At 61.3% G+C, this 14,832-nt stretch carries 14 protein-coding genes; 2 read left to right on the top strand and 12 right to left on the bottom strand.

What is annotated here, in order from left to right:
- From AC5E6N_RS02310 to AC5E6N_RS02330, 5 genes are all read right to left on the bottom strand, one after another.
- Positions 1–286: integration host factor subunit alpha (locus AC5E6N_RS02310; RefSeq protein WP_491746295.1), on the bottom strand; the 286-nt coding region annotated here is incomplete at its 3' end.
- A gap of 144 nt (positions 287–430) precedes the next feature.
- Positions 431–1,402, bottom strand: coding sequence for a beta-ketoacyl-ACP synthase III (locus AC5E6N_RS02315; protein ID WP_491746296.1), 972 nt, complete (start codon positions 1,400–1,402; stop codon positions 431–433).
- A gap of 2 nt (positions 1,403–1,404) precedes the next feature.
- On the bottom strand, positions 1,405–2,460 hold the full coding sequence (plsX, locus tag AC5E6N_RS02320) for a phosphate acyltransferase PlsX (protein WP_491746297.1): 1,056 nt from the start codon (positions 2,458–2,460) through the stop codon (positions 1,405–1,407).
- A 173-nt stretch (positions 2,461–2,633) separates the two neighbouring features.
- Positions 2,634–3,185 carry a YceD family protein gene (locus tag AC5E6N_RS02325; protein WP_491746298.1) on the bottom strand — a complete coding sequence of 184 codons (552 nt, stop codon included), beginning with the start codon at positions 3,183–3,185 and terminating at the stop codon, positions 2,634–2,636.
- Entirely contained in the window at positions 3,178–3,765 is a 588-nt protein-coding gene (locus tag AC5E6N_RS02330) for a ubiquinol-cytochrome C chaperone family protein (protein ID WP_491746299.1), read from the bottom strand. Before AC5E6N_RS02330 ends, AC5E6N_RS02325 begins: the two co-directional genes overlap by 8 nt.
- Before the next feature lie 151 nt (positions 3,766–3,916).
- Here AC5E6N_RS02330 and AC5E6N_RS02335 point away from each other — a divergent pair, with 151 nt between their 5' ends.
- Positions 3,917–4,426, top strand: coding sequence for an outer membrane protein assembly factor BamE (locus AC5E6N_RS02335; protein WP_491690975.1), 510 nt, complete (start codon positions 3,917–3,919; stop codon positions 4,424–4,426).
- Positions 4,427–4,546: 120 nt separating this feature from the next.
- Here AC5E6N_RS02335 and AC5E6N_RS02340 read toward each other — a convergent pair whose 3' ends face one another.
- The 3 genes from AC5E6N_RS02340 to AC5E6N_RS02350 all read right to left on the bottom strand — a co-directional run bounded on the left by AC5E6N_RS02340 (position 4,547) and on the right by AC5E6N_RS02350 (position 10,840).
- Entirely contained in the window at positions 4,547–6,682 is a 2,136-nt protein-coding gene (locus tag AC5E6N_RS02340) for a sodium-translocating pyrophosphatase (RefSeq protein ID WP_491690974.1), read from the bottom strand.
- A gap of 177 nt (positions 6,683–6,859) precedes the next feature.
- Complete coding sequence (locus AC5E6N_RS02345; protein WP_491746300.1) at positions 6,860–8,104, bottom strand: MFS transporter; 1,245 nt, start codon at positions 8,102–8,104, stop codon at positions 6,860–6,862.
- Between the two features lie 186 nt (positions 8,105–8,290).
- Positions 8,291–10,840, bottom strand: a complete 2,550-nt coding sequence (locus tag AC5E6N_RS02350) for a GcvT family protein (RefSeq protein ID WP_491746301.1) — start codon at positions 10,838–10,840, stop codon at positions 8,291–8,293.
- Positions 10,841–11,183: 343 nt separating this feature from the next.
- Between AC5E6N_RS02350 and AC5E6N_RS02355 the strand changes: the two genes are divergently transcribed.
- The gene (locus AC5E6N_RS02355; protein WP_491746302.1) at positions 11,184–12,059 is read left to right on the top strand and encodes a metallophosphoesterase; all 876 of its coding nucleotides are present in this window, start codon (positions 11,184–11,186) and stop codon (positions 12,057–12,059) included.
- Positions 12,060–12,065: 6 nt separating this feature from the next.
- Here the strand turns inward: AC5E6N_RS02355 and nusB are convergent, their stop codons facing one another.
- From nusB to ribD, 4 genes are all read right to left on the bottom strand, one after another.
- Positions 12,066–12,539 (bottom strand): transcription antitermination factor NusB, encoded by a 474-nt coding sequence (nusB, locus tag AC5E6N_RS02360; protein ID WP_491690970.1) that lies wholly within the window; start codon positions 12,537–12,539, stop codon positions 12,066–12,068.
- Positions 12,536–13,006, bottom strand: coding sequence for a 6,7-dimethyl-8-ribityllumazine synthase (gene ribH, locus AC5E6N_RS02365; RefSeq protein ID WP_491746303.1), 471 nt, complete (start codon positions 13,004–13,006; stop codon positions 12,536–12,538). The genes nusB and ribH overlap by 4 nt, the downstream gene beginning before the upstream one ends.
- Before the next feature lie 112 nt (positions 13,007–13,118).
- Positions 13,119–13,724 carry a riboflavin synthase gene (locus AC5E6N_RS02370; RefSeq protein WP_491746304.1) on the bottom strand — a complete coding sequence of 202 codons (606 nt, stop codon included), beginning with the start codon at positions 13,722–13,724 and terminating at the stop codon, positions 13,119–13,121.
- On the bottom strand, positions 13,724–14,830 hold the full coding sequence (gene ribD, locus AC5E6N_RS02375; protein ID WP_491746305.1) for a bifunctional diaminohydroxyphosphoribosylaminopyrimidine deaminase/5-amino-6-(5-phosphoribosylamino)uracil reductase RibD: 1,107 nt from the start codon (positions 14,828–14,830) through the stop codon (positions 13,724–13,726). The genes AC5E6N_RS02370 and ribD overlap by 1 nt, the downstream gene beginning before the upstream one ends.
- Positions 14,831–14,832 lie beyond the last annotated feature (2 nt).

Here is a 14,832-nt window from a genome sequence, read left to right on the forward strand (position 1 = left end):
CGAGAACCCGTTTCTTCAAAACATTCGAGGCTTTGAACGTCATCACCCGGCGCGGCGATATCGGAACCTCCTCACCCGTTTTCGGGTTACGGCCGATCCGCTCGTTCTTGTCCCTGATCTGAAAGGTCGCGAAGGAGGAAAGCTTGACGCTTTCACCGCGGACGATGGCGTTGCAGATTTCGTCAATCACCATCTCGACCAATGAAGCGGATTCGGTTCTTGAAAGCCCCACCTTGCGGAATACCGCTTCCGCCAGATCCGCTCTCGTGACCGTTTTTCCACTCATTGATTTACCGCCATTCCCGTATTTGCTGTCAGGCCTTGCCTGCGGGCTCACAAACACTATTGACCTATGGAGAGCGGGTCAAGACGTGATTATGTTGCAGCGCATCTATAAGCATATGAAAGTCGGGCTTTTTCCGCCTTTGGGCTACCAGCGCACCATGACGGCGCCCCAGGTGAAGCCACCGCCCATCGCCTCGAGCAGCACGACATCGTTCTGCTTGATGCGCCCGTCTTCCAGTGCATCGACGAGTGCAAGCGGGATCGAAGCGGCCGACGTATTGCCGTAGCGATCGACCGTGATCACGACTTTTTTCGGATCGATACCCAATTTGCGCGCCGAGGCGTCAATAATCCGCTTGTTGGCCTGATGCGGAACGAACCAGTCGATGTCGTCGGCGGTCATTCCGGTGGCATCGAACACGGATTCGATCACGTCCGTAATCATGCTGACGGCGTGCTTGAACACCTCGCGGCCCTCCATACGAAGATGACCGACCGTCTGTGTCGAAGACGGGCCGCCGTCCACGTAGAGCTTTTCCTTGTGACACCCGTCAGAGCGCAGCTTCGAGGCCAGCACGCCCCGGTCGGACAACTTGCCGGGCGATTCAACGGCCTCCAGAAGGAGCGCGCCGGCGCCGTCGCCGAAGAGCACGCAGGTTCCCCTGTCGCTCCAGTCGAGAATGCGGGAGAAGGTCTCCGAGCCGATCACGAGCGCCCGTTTGGCCAGCCCACCGCGCAGATAGGCATCCGCCGTCGTCACGGCGTAGACAAAGCCGGTGCATACGGCCTGGATGTCGAAGGCGGCGCCGTGACGCATGCCGAGCCGGTTCTGAATATCGACGGCGGCGGCGGGAAAGGTGTTGTCCGGCGTGGAGGTGGCGACGATGATCAGATCAATGTCCTGCGGGCCAAGGCCCGCATTGTCCAGAGCGGCTCTCGCAGCGCCTTCTCCAAGGGAACAGGTCGTCTCGCTTTCATCGGCGATGTAGCGCTGACGGATACCCGTACGCTGGACAATCCACTCGTCGGTCGTATCGACGACGCCTTCCATGTCCCGGTTGGTCATAGCCCGTTTCGGCAGACAAGAGCCGTAACCACGCACAACTGATCGGATCATACTCACCCCTGATTTTCCTCAACCAGCTCGCCGTTCGCCGGCATCCTCGCGTGGAAGAGTTTCAAATCGTCTTCAATCTTAGAGATAAGGTTGTTTCGCGCCATGTCATGGGCAACGTCGACAGCGGCGGCAAATCCGTCCGCATCGGTTCCGCCGTGGCTCTTGATCACAACCCCGTTCAGTCCGAGAAAAACACCGCCATTGACCTTGTTTGGGTCCATCCTCTCACGCAGCCGGTCGAACGCGCTTTTTGCCATCAGGTAACCGAGCCGGGCGAGCAATGTGCGGTTCATGGCGGCACGCAGATATTCGGCGATCTGCCGCGCCGTGCCCTCGGCGGCCTTCAGAGCGATGTTGCCGGAAAAACCCTCGGTCACGACCACGTCGACCGTTCCCTTGCCGAGATCGTCTCCCTCGACAAAGCCACGGTAGTCCATACCCGGAAGCTGGCTGTCACGCAGGATGCCTCCGGCCTCCTTGACTTCCTCCTGCCCCTTTATCTCTTCCACGCCGATATTGAGCAGGCCGACCGTCGGCCGGTCAATTTCGAACAATGCCCGCGCCATGGCCGCGCCCATCATCGAAAAATCGATAAGCTGCTGGGCATCGGCGCCGACCGTCGCGCCGACATCGAGGACGATGCTTTCGCCTCTCACAGTCGGCCATATGGCGGCAATCGCGGGACGTTCGATATTGGCCATCGTCCTGAGGCAGAAACGGGCCATGGCCATCAACGCGCCGGTATTGCCGGCGGACACGCAGACATCCGCCTCACCGTTCTTGACCGCCTCGATCGACCGCCACATCGAGGAGCGCCGGCGGCCCTGCCGAAGCGCCCTGCTCGGCTTGTCGTCCATACGCACCGCGACATCGCAATGGTGAAACTCGCTGGCGTCCTTGAGTTTCGGGAACTGTTCCAGGATCGGCAGGCACTTGTCCTCGATCCCAAAGAGCTGAAACCTGAGTTCGGGATAACGATCAAGAGACTTCGCCAGACCGGGGATGGCCACTTCCGGACCGAAATCGCCTCCCATTACATCCACTGCAACCGTAATCAATCTATCTTATCCCTCATCGCGCTTTCCGTTCCGGCCGCGGAAAGTCGTCCCTCCGGCTTGCAGTAAATAACTGTTTTGCGCCGGCATACAATATAATTGTCCATGGGTTCTACACCTGTCCGAGATTTCACGGTCAAATGTGCCCGGTTCGGAAGTGGAGGCAGGGTCTATGATCAGCCTTTGCTCCAGTGTTTCAGCCCGGCGAAGGGAGATGGCGGCCGGTCTTCTTCGGCCGGCGTGTCGTCGGCTGCCTCCAGGACAGCGCCCTCTTTACGCGGATAGGGGTCGATTGCCAACACGACAAATTCCGCACAGACCGCTCCCACGTCGATGGAATCGCCGGTGAACGTTTCGGGCAGGTCGGGTCCTTCCGCATCAAAAACCATTTCGCCGGTTTCATCGACCGGCATGCGCGCAAGCCGTGAACCCTCGGGCACGAAGAGCGCGTCAACGGCTTCATCGATATGCAAATGAACAGGCTCAAGCGTCACGACACATTCCTGTTCGATATCGGCCTTGACGCGGCCCCTGATGCGCACACCGTCACGCTTCCAGCGCATCAGTTCCAGCTCCGCTTCGAGGGCGTCGACCTTGAGCACGCCCCAGCGCTCCGCGAGTTCGACCCGCTCGCGCCCGTCGGTCGCCATCGTGACCGAAACCGGGTTTGCGGAAAGATGGCCCACATTCACGTTGTAACTGTACGATTCTTTATTTTTTTCAGCCATTTGCTTGTCTTTCCTGCACAATCGAACCATCGGGGAACGTCAGTTCACCGCCGAGGAGATCCGCCTCATCGCGGTTCGAGAACCAGCCGTCGAGCCGCATCACCTCACGCGCCAGTTCCGAGAGGCCTTCAGGCGACACCATGTCGGACATGTCCTCGCCGGCCCTGTCCTGCGGATAGATATTGCGGTGCAGGGCCGCGGACAACGTCTCCGCCGACCCCTCGTTGAGCGCTGTTCCATAAGACTTTGCCCGCCCGTAGAACATGCGCGCCAGCTTTTTCATCCGCTTTGGAACCGACTGGTCGCCGATCCCGAGTTCGCGCAGGGAATGATCCATGTCCTCGAAAAACGTATCAACGACGTCCTGGGCGAGGTGCTGCAGCGCCGGGTCCTTGCCATTGGTTCGGCGAAAGAACAGGACCATGACCACACAAAGCATCTCGAAGCGGCCCATCACGGTGTCGGGCACATGCAGGCGCGCGTAGAATGCCGGATTGCGTGCAATCGCCGTCAGTTGCCGGTAAAGCCGGTCGACAATTTCGCGATTCCTTCGCTTTCGGTTAAAATACCCGACGATCATCTTTTTCCTTGTATGCCATATTTTTGGCACCGGACTGCTTCATTGATAGCGCGCACAGGTACCGTACCCGGTTGCATCTGCGGCGCTGCTGGTTTACCGAAGCGGGCGGGAAAAGCAACGGTTGGGCTTTCGACTGACAGGGGAGATATTGTTGAGGCGGCGTTTATTCAACACAGATCGGCGCATTTCTTTCGCCGGTGTTATCGCACTCGGACTGTCCGCGGCCGTTCTGAGCGGCTGCAACACAAGCGAAACCTTTACCCAGGGATATGTGGTTGACAGCGAAACGCTGGAACTGGTTCCGCCCGGATCGAGCAAGGAGCAGGTGCTGCTTTCGCTCGGCACGCCCACGACGAAGGGCGATTACGGGCAGGAAACCTTCTACTACATCTCGCAAAAGCGCGTACGCAACGCCATGTTCATGAAGCCGAGGCTCGTGGACCAGTCCATTCTGGCCGTTTACTTCGACGACGAGGGGACGGTCAGCAACATCGCCAATTACACGATGGAAGACGGCAAGGTGTTCGACACGATCCACCGCACCACCCCGACCGGCGGCAAGGAAGAGACCTTCCTCAGCCGGGCCTTGTCCTCCGTCGGCTCCTCCGGCGAAGCGAGAGCCCGGGAGATTCTCGGCGGCGGCAACAATTCAGACTTCTGATCTTATCGGCAGCCGGACAAAAAACCCGCGCATAGCGAACCGTCCGACTTCAAGGGGGTCAGTTCATAGCGCGGGGTTTTTGCTGCCGGCGGCCCTGACCGGGCCGCCAAACGGTGGTCGTCAGTGGGCCAGAACCGCCAGAAGCAGAAGCGCCACAATGTTGGTGATCTTGATCGCCGGGTTCACGGCCGGACCCGCGGTATCCTTGTAAGGATCGCCGACGGTGTCACCCGTGACAGACGCCTTGTGCGCTTCACTACCCTTTTCGTGACGGACACCCTGGGCATCGACAAAACCATCCTCGAAGGATTTCTTGGCATTGTCCCAGGCGCCGCCGCCGGAGGTCATGGACACCGCGACGAAAAGGCCGTTGACGATCACACCGAGCAGCGATGCACCGAGCGCAGCGAAGGCGGAAGCCTTGGAGCCGGAGATGAAATAGACGCCGAAATAGACAACCAGCGGCGCCAGAACCGGCAGCAGCGACGGCACGATCATCTCCTTGATCGCCGCCTTGGTCAGCAGGTCCACCGCGCGGGCGTAATCGGGACGATCCTTGCCTTCAAGAATGCCGGGCTTTTCCTTGAACTGCCGGCGCACTTCCTGGACGACCGTGCCCCCTGCCCGGCCGACGGCCGTCATGGCGATGCCACCGAACAGATACGGGATCAGACCGCCGAAGATCAGACCGGCAACCACATAGGGGTTGGACAGAGCGAACGAGATATCTCCCACATCGGCGAAATACGGGAAATCCTGCGCATTGCTCGCGAAGAATGCCAGATCGTTCGAATAGGCCGCAAAGAGGACAAGAGCGCCGAGACCGGCGGAGCCGATCGCATAACCCTTGGTCACGGCCTTGGTGGTGTTGCCGACGGCGTCGAGCGCGTCGGTCGACTTGCGCACCTCGGCCGGCAGTCCGGACATTTCGGCGATGCCGCCGGCATTGTCCGTGACCGGACCGAAGGCATCCAGCGCCACGATCATGCCGGCAATGCCGAGCATGGCGGTCACGGCAATACCCATTCCGAAGAGCCCGCCGAGCTGGAACGTGGCAATGATACCGGCGATGATGACGATTGCCGGTAGAGCCGTCGCCTCGAGCGAGACGGCCAGACCCTGGATCACGTTCGTACCGTGACCGGTGACCGAAGCTTCGGCGATCGAATTCACCGGACGCTTGTCGGTGCCGGTATAGTATTCGGTGATCCAGACGATGAGACCGGTCACGATCAGACCGACCACACCACAGAAGAACAGGTTCGTTCCCGTCGTGCCGATCTCGCTGATCGGGCCCCAGCCGATTGTCAGTTGCGTTGCGATCGCCATTCCAACGATGGACAACAGTCCCGTTGCGACCAGACCCTTGTAGAGCGCGCCCATGATCGAACCGTTGGAGCCGAGCTTGACGAAGAACACGCCGGCAATCGAGGTCACGATGCAGGCCGCGCAGATCACGAGCGGATAGACCATGACCGATTCAAGCACGGCCGATCCCGCAAAGAAGATCGCGGCAAGCACCATGGTCGCGACCACGGTCACCGCATAGGTTTCGAAAAGGTCGGCGGCCATGCCAGCGCAGTCGCCGACATTGTCGCCGACATTGTCGGCAATGGTGGCGGGGTTGCGCGGATCGTCCTCCGGAATACCCGCCTCGACCTTGCCCACAAGGTCGCCGCCGACATCCGCACCCTTGGTGAAGATGCCGCCACCGAGACGGGCGAAGATGGAGATCAGCGAGGCGCCGAAGCCGAGCGCCACAAGGGCGTCGATGACGGTGCGATCGGCCACGTTGTAGCCCATCGGACCGGTCAGCACATAGTAGTAGATTGAGACGCCGAGGAGAGCCAGTCCGGCAACCAGCATGCCGGTGATGGCGCCGGATTTGAAGGCAATGTCAAGGCCCGCGGCCAGGCTGTTGGACGCTGCCTGCGCAGTGCGGACATTGGCCCGCACGGACACGTGCATCCCGATATAGCCGGCTGCGCCCGACAGGACCGCGCCGATCAGAAAACCGATCGCCGCCAGGGATGAAAGAAGAATCCAGGTGATAACGAATACGACTGCACCGACGATCGCAATGGTGGTGTACTGGCGATTCAGATATGCTTGCGCACCCTCCCGGATCGCGCCAGCGATCTCCTGCATCCGCTCATTGCCCTGATCGGCGGCAAGCACCGACTGCGTCGCCCAGACGGCGAAGACGATGGACAGCAGACCGCAGGCGATGACAGCAAATAAAATTGACAATGCCATTCCCTCCTGTTCGCCAGGCAGGATCCCCCAGACCCGGCTGTTAAGACACGCGGCTGGAGGCCGGAACGCAACCGGCCGCCGCATCGGCGCGGACAATGGCGACAGCACCTGCGTCCGTCAAGGACTTGTTGCCGAATCCCACCGGGTTTACGTCGAAAGTGCCAGATAAGAGGCGAATCAGGCCGCGACCGAGCGGTTTTTGCGATCGGCACGCACCTGGAGGCCAAGAAGCAGCAGACAAGCCAGGGCGATCGGCCACATGATCATGTTGATTCCATCCCAGCCGAGCGTGTTCAGGACCTTGCCGGCCATCAGCGAGCTGAAGGCGACGGTTGCGAACAGGATCACGTCATGAACGCCCTGCACCTTGTTTTTCTCCGAGGCGCGGTAGGTGGTCGTCACCATGGCGGTCGCACCGATGAAGCCGAAATTCCAGCCGACGCCGAGGAGCACGAGGGCCAGCCAGAAGTTCCAGAGCTCGATGCCCATGCTGCCGACGATGGCGCAGCCGATCAGGATGATCAGACCGGTCGCGACAATCGTCTCACGTCCGAATCTGGCGATCAGCTTGCCGGTGAAAAAACTCGGGCCGAACATTGCCAAAACGTGCCATTGAATGCCCAACGTGGCCAAATCGGTTGAGAAGCCGCAGCCGATCATGGCCAGCGGAGCGCCGGTCATCATGAAAGACATCAGCGCAAAGGAGCAGACGCCGCAGGCCAGCGCGGTCAGGAAACGCGGCTGGCTGATGATTTCCAGCAGCGGACGCGCCGGCTCCTCGCTCTCGTGCTCAAGAAGCACCGTGTTTTCATGGACGTGCAGAAAAGACAGGACGACGATGCCCATGAAGGAGAGACCGATCACCGACGCATAGGCACCGGCAAACTGGATCGGCGCGAAGAAATCACGCATGAAGATGACCGTCTGCGGCCCGATGATCGCGGCGAAAATACCGCCGATCAGCACCCAGGAAATGGCCTGTGCCTTGAAGCTGTCGGGCGCATTGTCCGCCGCGGCAAAACGGAACTGCTGGACGAAGGCGCCGCCCATGCCAAGCACCATGAGACCGGCGGCAAACAGCCAGAAATCGAGCCTGAAGAGGGCGATGGCCGAGATCAGCCCACCGAGCCCGCTGACAATGGCACCGCCCATGAACCCGTAGCGGCGGCCGATCAGGCGCATCAGCCACGCCGCCGGCAGGGCTCCCAGTGCGACGCCGATGTTGAAACCGGTGACCGGGGCCGTTGCCAGCGACTTGTCTTCGTCGAGAAGATACTCGCCGGCTATGCCGCCAAGGGAGATCGCGATCGGGGCACACGCGCCGATGAAGGCATTTGCCGCCGCCAACACAAAAGCATTGCGCTTGGCCAGGCCGAGCGCGTGATCATGGGCCGGGCTCACAACTGAGTCGCTGGCAGTCATCTGCTTTCCTGTCGTTCCTGACTGAGGCAAAGCCGGATGGCCGGTCGGAAAACCGGCCTTACGGTGGATTCGCACGCTGCAGGATCCGGTTCCGCCGGCAGGCGGCGATACGGTGATAAGGCGCCCATTGATATATTAGAGTTTTGTAAAATTCAATCGGCCAAATGACGCATGCCGATCACATCTTCAGGCGCGCATCCTCTCGCCCGTCGGATCGAAGGGCGGTTCGACCGCGATGCGGGCCGGACAGCGGCGGCCGAGAATTTCCACCTCGAAAAGCCCTGAATCCGGGAGCTCAGACAGTTCGGCGGGAACATAGCCCTGTGCCAGCGACATTTCGACATAGTGTCCGTAGCCGCCCGATGTCACCCAGCCGACAACACGCCATTCGCCGTCTTTCTGCGGGTCCGGCTTCGGCAGTTCATTCCCGTCGGGACCGAAACGCGGCGCGCCATGACCGTGCGGCGGGGCGACCAGCCCGTAGTCGCGCGATCCAACCCTTGCCCAGACGGGTTCATCCCCCATGACATCGGTGTCTTCGGCCTCGATGACCAGAGAGACGCGCCGCAGCCGCGGTCCCTCCTCGGCCTCGCGGGCAGCCGCACTGCGCCCGATGAAGTCGTTCTTCGACAGTTTGATAAAGCGGTCCATGGCGCCCTCATAGGGACCGTAGATCGGCCGCAGTTCCGCGAACCAGGTCGGGAAGTTCTTTTCAAGGCGCATGGACAGGAGCGCGCGCATGCCGAAATCGGCAATTCCATGATCCGCGCCGGCCGCCTTGATGGCGTGATACACCGTCCGCTCATAGGCCGGCTCCATCCAGATTTCATAGCCGAGATCGCCGGTGTAGCTGATGCGGTTGACGCGGCACGGGCAGCCGGCGACATCCATTTCACGGTAGTCCATGAAGCGGAACGCCTCGTTCGACACATCGATATCGGCAAGCGCCTCAAGCACCGCGCGCGATTTCGGGCCGGCGATCGACAGGCCGACGAGCGTCTGGCCAAATCGCCTGATCCGCACCGAGCCGTCCTGCGGCAGATGCTTTTCGAACCAGCGCATGTGATAGATTTGCGCGGCCGTCGACCCCCAGACCATGAAGCGTGAATCGTCCGCTTTCGCGATGGTGAAATCGCCGATCAGCTTTCCGTTTTCGTTCAACATGGGTGTCAGAACGATCCGCCCGGTTCCCGGCATGGTGTTGGTCATAAGCCTTGACAGCCAGGCTTCGGCCCCTTCCCCGGCAATCTCGTATTTGGCGAAATTGGCGATCTCCGTCACGCCGACCCGGTCACGCACCGCGCGCACCTCATTGCCGACATGCTCGAAATCATTCGACCGGTGGAAGGACAGGTCGTCCTTCGCCTCGGTTCCTTCCGGCGCGAACCAAAGCGGTGTCTCAAGCCCCCAGTTGTCGCCCATGACGGCATTGTTGTCCCGGACCATGATGTCGTAGAGCGGCGTTGTCTGCTGCGGCCTTGCCGCCGGCAGTTCCTCGTTGGGAAAACGGATGGAAAAGCGGCGCGCATAGTTCTCGCGCACCTTGGCGTTGGTGTAGCGCAGCGATGTGAAATCGCCGTATCGGGCGACATCCATCCCGAAGATGTCGTGGCCGGGATCCCCGTCCACCATCCAGTTCGCCAGGGCGAGCCCGACGCCGCCGCCTTGCGAAAACCCTGCCATGACCGCGCAGGCCGACCAGAAATTGGTCAGTCCCTGAACCGGCCCGACGAGCGGATTGCCGTCCGGCGCGAAGGTAAACGGGCCATTGATGACCTGTTTGATGCCGGCCTCCGCAAAAGCCGGGAAATGCCTGAAACCGATTTCCAGCGATGGTGCGATGCGGTCGAGATCCGGCTGCAGCAGCTCATGGCCGAAATCCCAGGGCGCCTTGACGGGAGACCAGGGAACGCACGCCTTCTCATAGGTGCCGAGGAGAAGGCCGTCGCGTTCCTGACGGGTGTAGATTTCGCCGCGGAAATCGATGACGCCGACGAGTTCGCGTCCCGACGACTGATTGAACTCCAGCACGTCCGGCATGGTCTCGGTCAACAGGTACATGTGCTCCATGGCCAGGACAGGCAGTTCGAGGCCGACCATCCTGCCGACCTCCCGCGCCCATAGCCCGCCGGCATTGACGACATGTTCGGCCCTCACCGTGCCGTTCTGCGTAACGACATTCCAGGTTCCGTCGGCATCCTGGGTTATCTCGGTCACCGGATTGCGCAATTCGATCCTGGCGCCGAGTTTCTGGGCGGCCCGCGCATAGGCATGCGTGGTGCCGGACGGGTCGAGGTGGCCTTCAACGGGATCCCAGAGCGCGCCGACAAAATTGCTCTCGTCCATCAGCGGAAACATTGCCTTGGCTTCGGACGGCGTAATGATCTCCGTTTCCATTCCGAGAGCCCGGCCGACGGCGTGGGTATAGCGCAGGAAATCCATGCGCTCCTCCGTGTCGGCCATCATCACCCCACCTGTCAGGTGCAGACCGCAGGATTGACCGGAAAGCTCTTCAAGTTCCTCGTAGAGCGAGACCGTGTAGGCCTGCAGTTTGGCAACGTTCGGATCGCCGTTCAGCGTGTGGAACCCGCCGGCGGCATGCCAGGACGAACCGGAGGTCAGTTCCGAGCGCTCGATGAGCAAGAGGTCTTTCCAGCCGGCCCTTGCCAGATGAAACAGCACCGAGCAACCGACGACACCGCCGCCGATGACCACAACCCGCGCATGTTTGTCCACGACGTTCTCCCGTTGCGTGATCTTCCAAAACTCCGTCGCCGATCTAGAGACAATAACCAGACACACACAAGGGGTCTTTGCGCATTGATCGAAAGATTTACGCCCGGCCGGTGGTGTATTCACCACATTTTTTCAGGCACGATCCGTCACGGTCGGGACATGTTTGCAGCTTAGAGCGTTCTCGATGATGACACGACGGCTTTGCCTCAAACTCCGGCGGGCGGCCGTGGATACTCCACACGTCCAGTGCGGCTTGCGCTTCACCGGACATCACAATGATTGACGCTGGTTAGCGTAAAGGACCGGGATAGGAGTTCGGCACCCGTGCAACCGCTGGAGCGACATGATCGGTGAAATTGTCGTCGGAAGCGGTCTCGTTGCGGCGGGCCTCGGGGTTTATGCGCTCGGGATTGAGCCCTTCCTGACGCCAAAGGTCCGGACCTACCGCGTTCACTCGGAACGGCTGTCCTACTTCAAGCACCGCAACGGACGCGGTCTGCGCATCGCGGCGCTCGCCGACCTCCACGCCAGCAGAATCTGGATGACGCCCGGCCGCATCAAAAAGATCGTCGCTCAGACCAACGCGCTCAAGCCGGATGTGATTGTTCTGCTCGGTGACTTTGTCAGCGGCTTTGAGCTGGCGCGCTGGACCGAGCTGCCGGCACCCGCCTGGTGTGCACCGCTGTCTCGGCTTTCCGCGCCCCTCGGCACCTTTGCCGTGCTTGGGAATCACGATTGCTGGCGCGGTGGCGAGACCATTCGCGATTCTCTTGAAAAGGCCGGAATTCCGGTCCTGCACAATGTGGCCGCCCGCTTCAGAACCGAGGCCGGCGCCCGGTTCTGGCTGGCCGGTCTCGGCGATCAGCACGCCAGGAGGCTGGGGCGGGGCCGGTTTGAAGGTCAGGACGACCTGGACGGCACGATGGAACAGATTGACGGCGAGATGGATCCGGTCATTCTGCTTGCCCACGAACCGGATATTTTTCCTCAAGTGCCGGACCGGGTCGACCTGACCCTGAGCGGCCATACCCATGGCGGACAGGTGCGGTTCCCGCTGGTCGGCGCGCCCTATGTGCCGTCGCGATACGGTCAGCGCTATGCTTACGGCCACAGGCAGGAAAGCGGCCGGCAGCTCATCGTTTCCGGTGGCCTCGGCTGCACGGGTCTTCCCTTGCGCTTCGGCGTCCCGCCGGAGATCGTCCTCGTTGAGGCAGGCTGAGACCGTCTACTTGCCGTCCTGGCGCACCCGTTTTGCTATCCGGTCGAGGACGGCATTGATCAGTTTCGGCTCTTCCTCGCCAAAAAAGGCCTGACCGATGTCGACATATTCGGTGACAATCACTGCGATCGGAACCTCGCGCCGGTTACAAAGCTCGAAGGCCCCTGCCCTCAGTATCGCGCGCAGGGTCGAATCGAGGCGCGACAGGGGCCAATCCTCCGTCAGCGATGTGCGGATCAGCGGATCGAGGGTCCGTTGCTGTTCAACCACACCGGAGACGATGGCGCGGAACCAGGCCGGATCCGCCTTGCGGTAAAGATCGCCGTCCAGTTCCTTGCCGAGGCGGTGCATCTCGTACTCGGAAAGCACCTCCAGGACACCGGTGCCCCCGATATCCATCTGATAGAGGGCCTGCACGGCGGCGAGGCGGGCCGCGCCGCGCTGATTGGCGGTTTTCGGGGATGGTGCGTCTTCGGTCACGTCGCACCCAGACGTTTTCTTACGTCAATCATCGTCAGCGCGGCGCGGGCGGCAAATCCTCCCTTGTCCTTTTCACCCGGGCCGTCGTGGTTGGTGGCCCGCTTCCAGGCCTGGTCCCGGTCCTCGACCGTCAGAATGCCGTTTCCGATGGCGATGGCTTCGTTGATCGACAGGTCCATCAGCGCACGGCTCGATTCATTGGCGACGATGTCGAAGTGATAGGTCTCGCCGCGAATGACGGTGCCGAGGGCGACAAACCCGTCATAATGGGTGCCACCCTCATCCATGCCGTCAAGCGCCATGGCGATGACGGCGGGAATTTCCAGCGCGCCGGGAACCGTTATGACGTCATGGCTTGCACCGGCCGCATCCAGCGCATCCTTGGCGCCCTGCAACAGCGCGTCCGACAGGTCGTCGTAAAACCGCGCCTCAATGATGAGAAGATGCGGAGAAGCGTTCGCATCCATGATGGCCATCCCTCGATGATTTAATGTGCGGGCGTCAAATCACGCCGCCGCCGACTTGGCAAGCGGTTTTCGCAACGGCTTGCGTTTTCAGGCCGGACACGGCCCCGATCTATTACCTGAACCCGATCAGGCGCTCGGCATATCGGGCCATCTGGTCGATTTCCAGATTAACATGGTCGCCTGTTTTCCGGTCGGCCCAGATGGTCACATCGAGTGAATGACGGATCAGGAGAACGTCGAAATCCGCCCCTTCGACCGCATTGACCGTCAGGGACGTGCCATCGAGCGCCACCGAGCCTTTCGGGGCGATGAAGCGGGCGAGATCCTGCGGCGCGCGCAGTGTGAAGCGACGGGCGTCGCCCTCATCTTCGACTGAAACCACACGCGCCAGCCCATCGACATGGCCGGAGACCAGATGGCCGCCGAGTTCATCGCCGATCCGAAGCGAGCGCTCAAGGTTGATGCGTGTGCCCGCGCGCCACGTGCCAATGGTGGTCAGACGCAGTGCTTCCTCCCAGGCCTCGACCTCAAACCAATGGCCGTTTTCATCCTCGGACGGCAGCGCGGTCACGGTCAGGCAGGTTCCCGAACACGCGATCGATGCTCCGATGTCGATTGTACGGGGGGCGTAAGAGGTGGTGATGCGCAAGCGGACGCCTTCGTTCATCGGCGTCACCGACGCCAAGGTTCCGACATCCGTTACAATACCTGTAAACATCACTGGTTTCTCTCATATTCGAAGCGCAAATCCGGACCGAAGCGGCTTGCGCCTGTCTTTACAAAGCCCGCGGGCATGTCCTCAGGGGTTAACGGCGCCGCCACCGCGTCTTCGCCAATCTCGTCGGGGCCGATGTAAAGATGTATGCGATCGACGAGGCCTGCATCGAGAAAGGAACGCGTGATCGCGGCCCCTCCTTCGATCATAACGTTCATGACGCCCTGTCCGCAAAGGTCCTCAAGCATTTCCGGCAGGGCGATACCGGTTTCGTTTTCCTCGCAGGCGAGCATTCTGCACCCGGCTTGCGTCAACTGACGATGTTTCTCGTCATCCGGCAGCCTGACGGTCGCCACCATGAGTGGAATTTCGTGCGCGGAGCGGACGAGCCTGCTGTCCATCGGCAGGCGTAACTGACGGTCCAGAACCAGGCGCAACGGTGAGCGGCCCTCAAGGCCCGGCAGCCGGCAGGTCAGCGACGGATCATCCTCGATTGCCGTATCAATTCCGATCAGAATGACGTCGTTCGTGGCGCGCAAAAGATGGTTGACCGCGTTGCTGAGCGGGCCGGTGATCGGCACCTGGCCGTCATCCTTGCGACCGATCTTGCCGTCCCTGGACAGGGCAAGTTTGAGCGTGACATGCGGGCGCGCAAGGCGGCGCTGGGTGAGATATCCGGCCATTGCACGCCTGGCGAGAGGCACCAGGACATCCGCCTCGACCTCGATCCCCCCATCCTCCAGGATGCGGTAACCGCGCCCGGACACGCGGCCGTCCGGATCGGTTGTCGCGGCGACGACCCGGCTGACACCGGCAGTCACAAGCGCCTCGGCGCAAGGGGGCGTGCTGCCGTGATGGGCGCAGGGTTCGAGCGTGACATAGGCCGTCGATCCGGCGGCACGATCGCCGGCTTCTTCAAGCGCCTCCGTTTCCGCGTGGGGCCTGCCGCCGATCGCGGTCAGCCCCCGTCCGACGATGACCGGCACGCCGTCGACATGCTGAACCAGAATGGTCGCGACGGAGGGATTCGTGCCTGTGCGGCCCAGATGGCGGTAGGTGTAACGGATCGCTGCCGCCATCATCCGCCTGTCAAATTCGGAGACGGCCATCG

This window comes from Hoeflea sp., assembly GCF_984452065.1.

What these genes read in the sequence shown, in the direction of transcription:
- AC5E6N_RS02315 (WP_491746296.1), bottom strand. Translation starts at nt 1,402, where the DNA reads ATGATCCGATCAGTTGTGCGTGGTTACGGCTCTTGTCTGCCGAAACGG.
- AC5E6N_RS02325 (WP_491746298.1), bottom strand. Translation starts at nt 3,185, where the DNA reads ATGGCTGAAAAAAATAAAGAATCGTACAGTTACAACGTGAATGTGGGC.
- AC5E6N_RS02330 (WP_491746299.1), bottom strand. Translation starts at nt 3,765, where the DNA reads ATGATCGTCGGGTATTTTAACCGAAAGCGAAGGAATCGCGAAATTGTC.
- AC5E6N_RS02340 (WP_491690974.1), bottom strand. Translation starts at nt 6,682, where the DNA reads ATGGCATTGTCAATTTTATTTGCTGTCATCGCCTGCGGTCTGCTGTCC.
- AC5E6N_RS02345 (WP_491746300.1), bottom strand. Translation starts at nt 8,104, where the DNA reads ATGACTGCCAGCGACTCAGTTGTGAGCCCGGCCCATGATCACGCGCTC.
- AC5E6N_RS02355 (WP_491746302.1), top strand. Translation starts at nt 11,184, where the DNA reads ATGATCGGTGAAATTGTCGTCGGAAGCGGTCTCGTTGCGGCGGGCCTC.
- ribH (WP_491746303.1), bottom strand. Translation starts at nt 13,006, where the DNA reads ATGGATGCGAACGCTTCTCCGCATCTTCTCATCATTGAGGCGCGGTTT.
- AC5E6N_RS02370 (WP_491746304.1), bottom strand. Translation starts at nt 13,724, where the DNA reads ATGTTTACAGGTATTGTAACGGATGTCGGAACCTTGGCGTCGGTGACG.
- ribD (WP_491746305.1), bottom strand. Translation starts at nt 14,830, where the DNA reads ATGGCCGTCTCCGAATTTGACAGGCGGATGATGGCGGCAGCGATCCGT.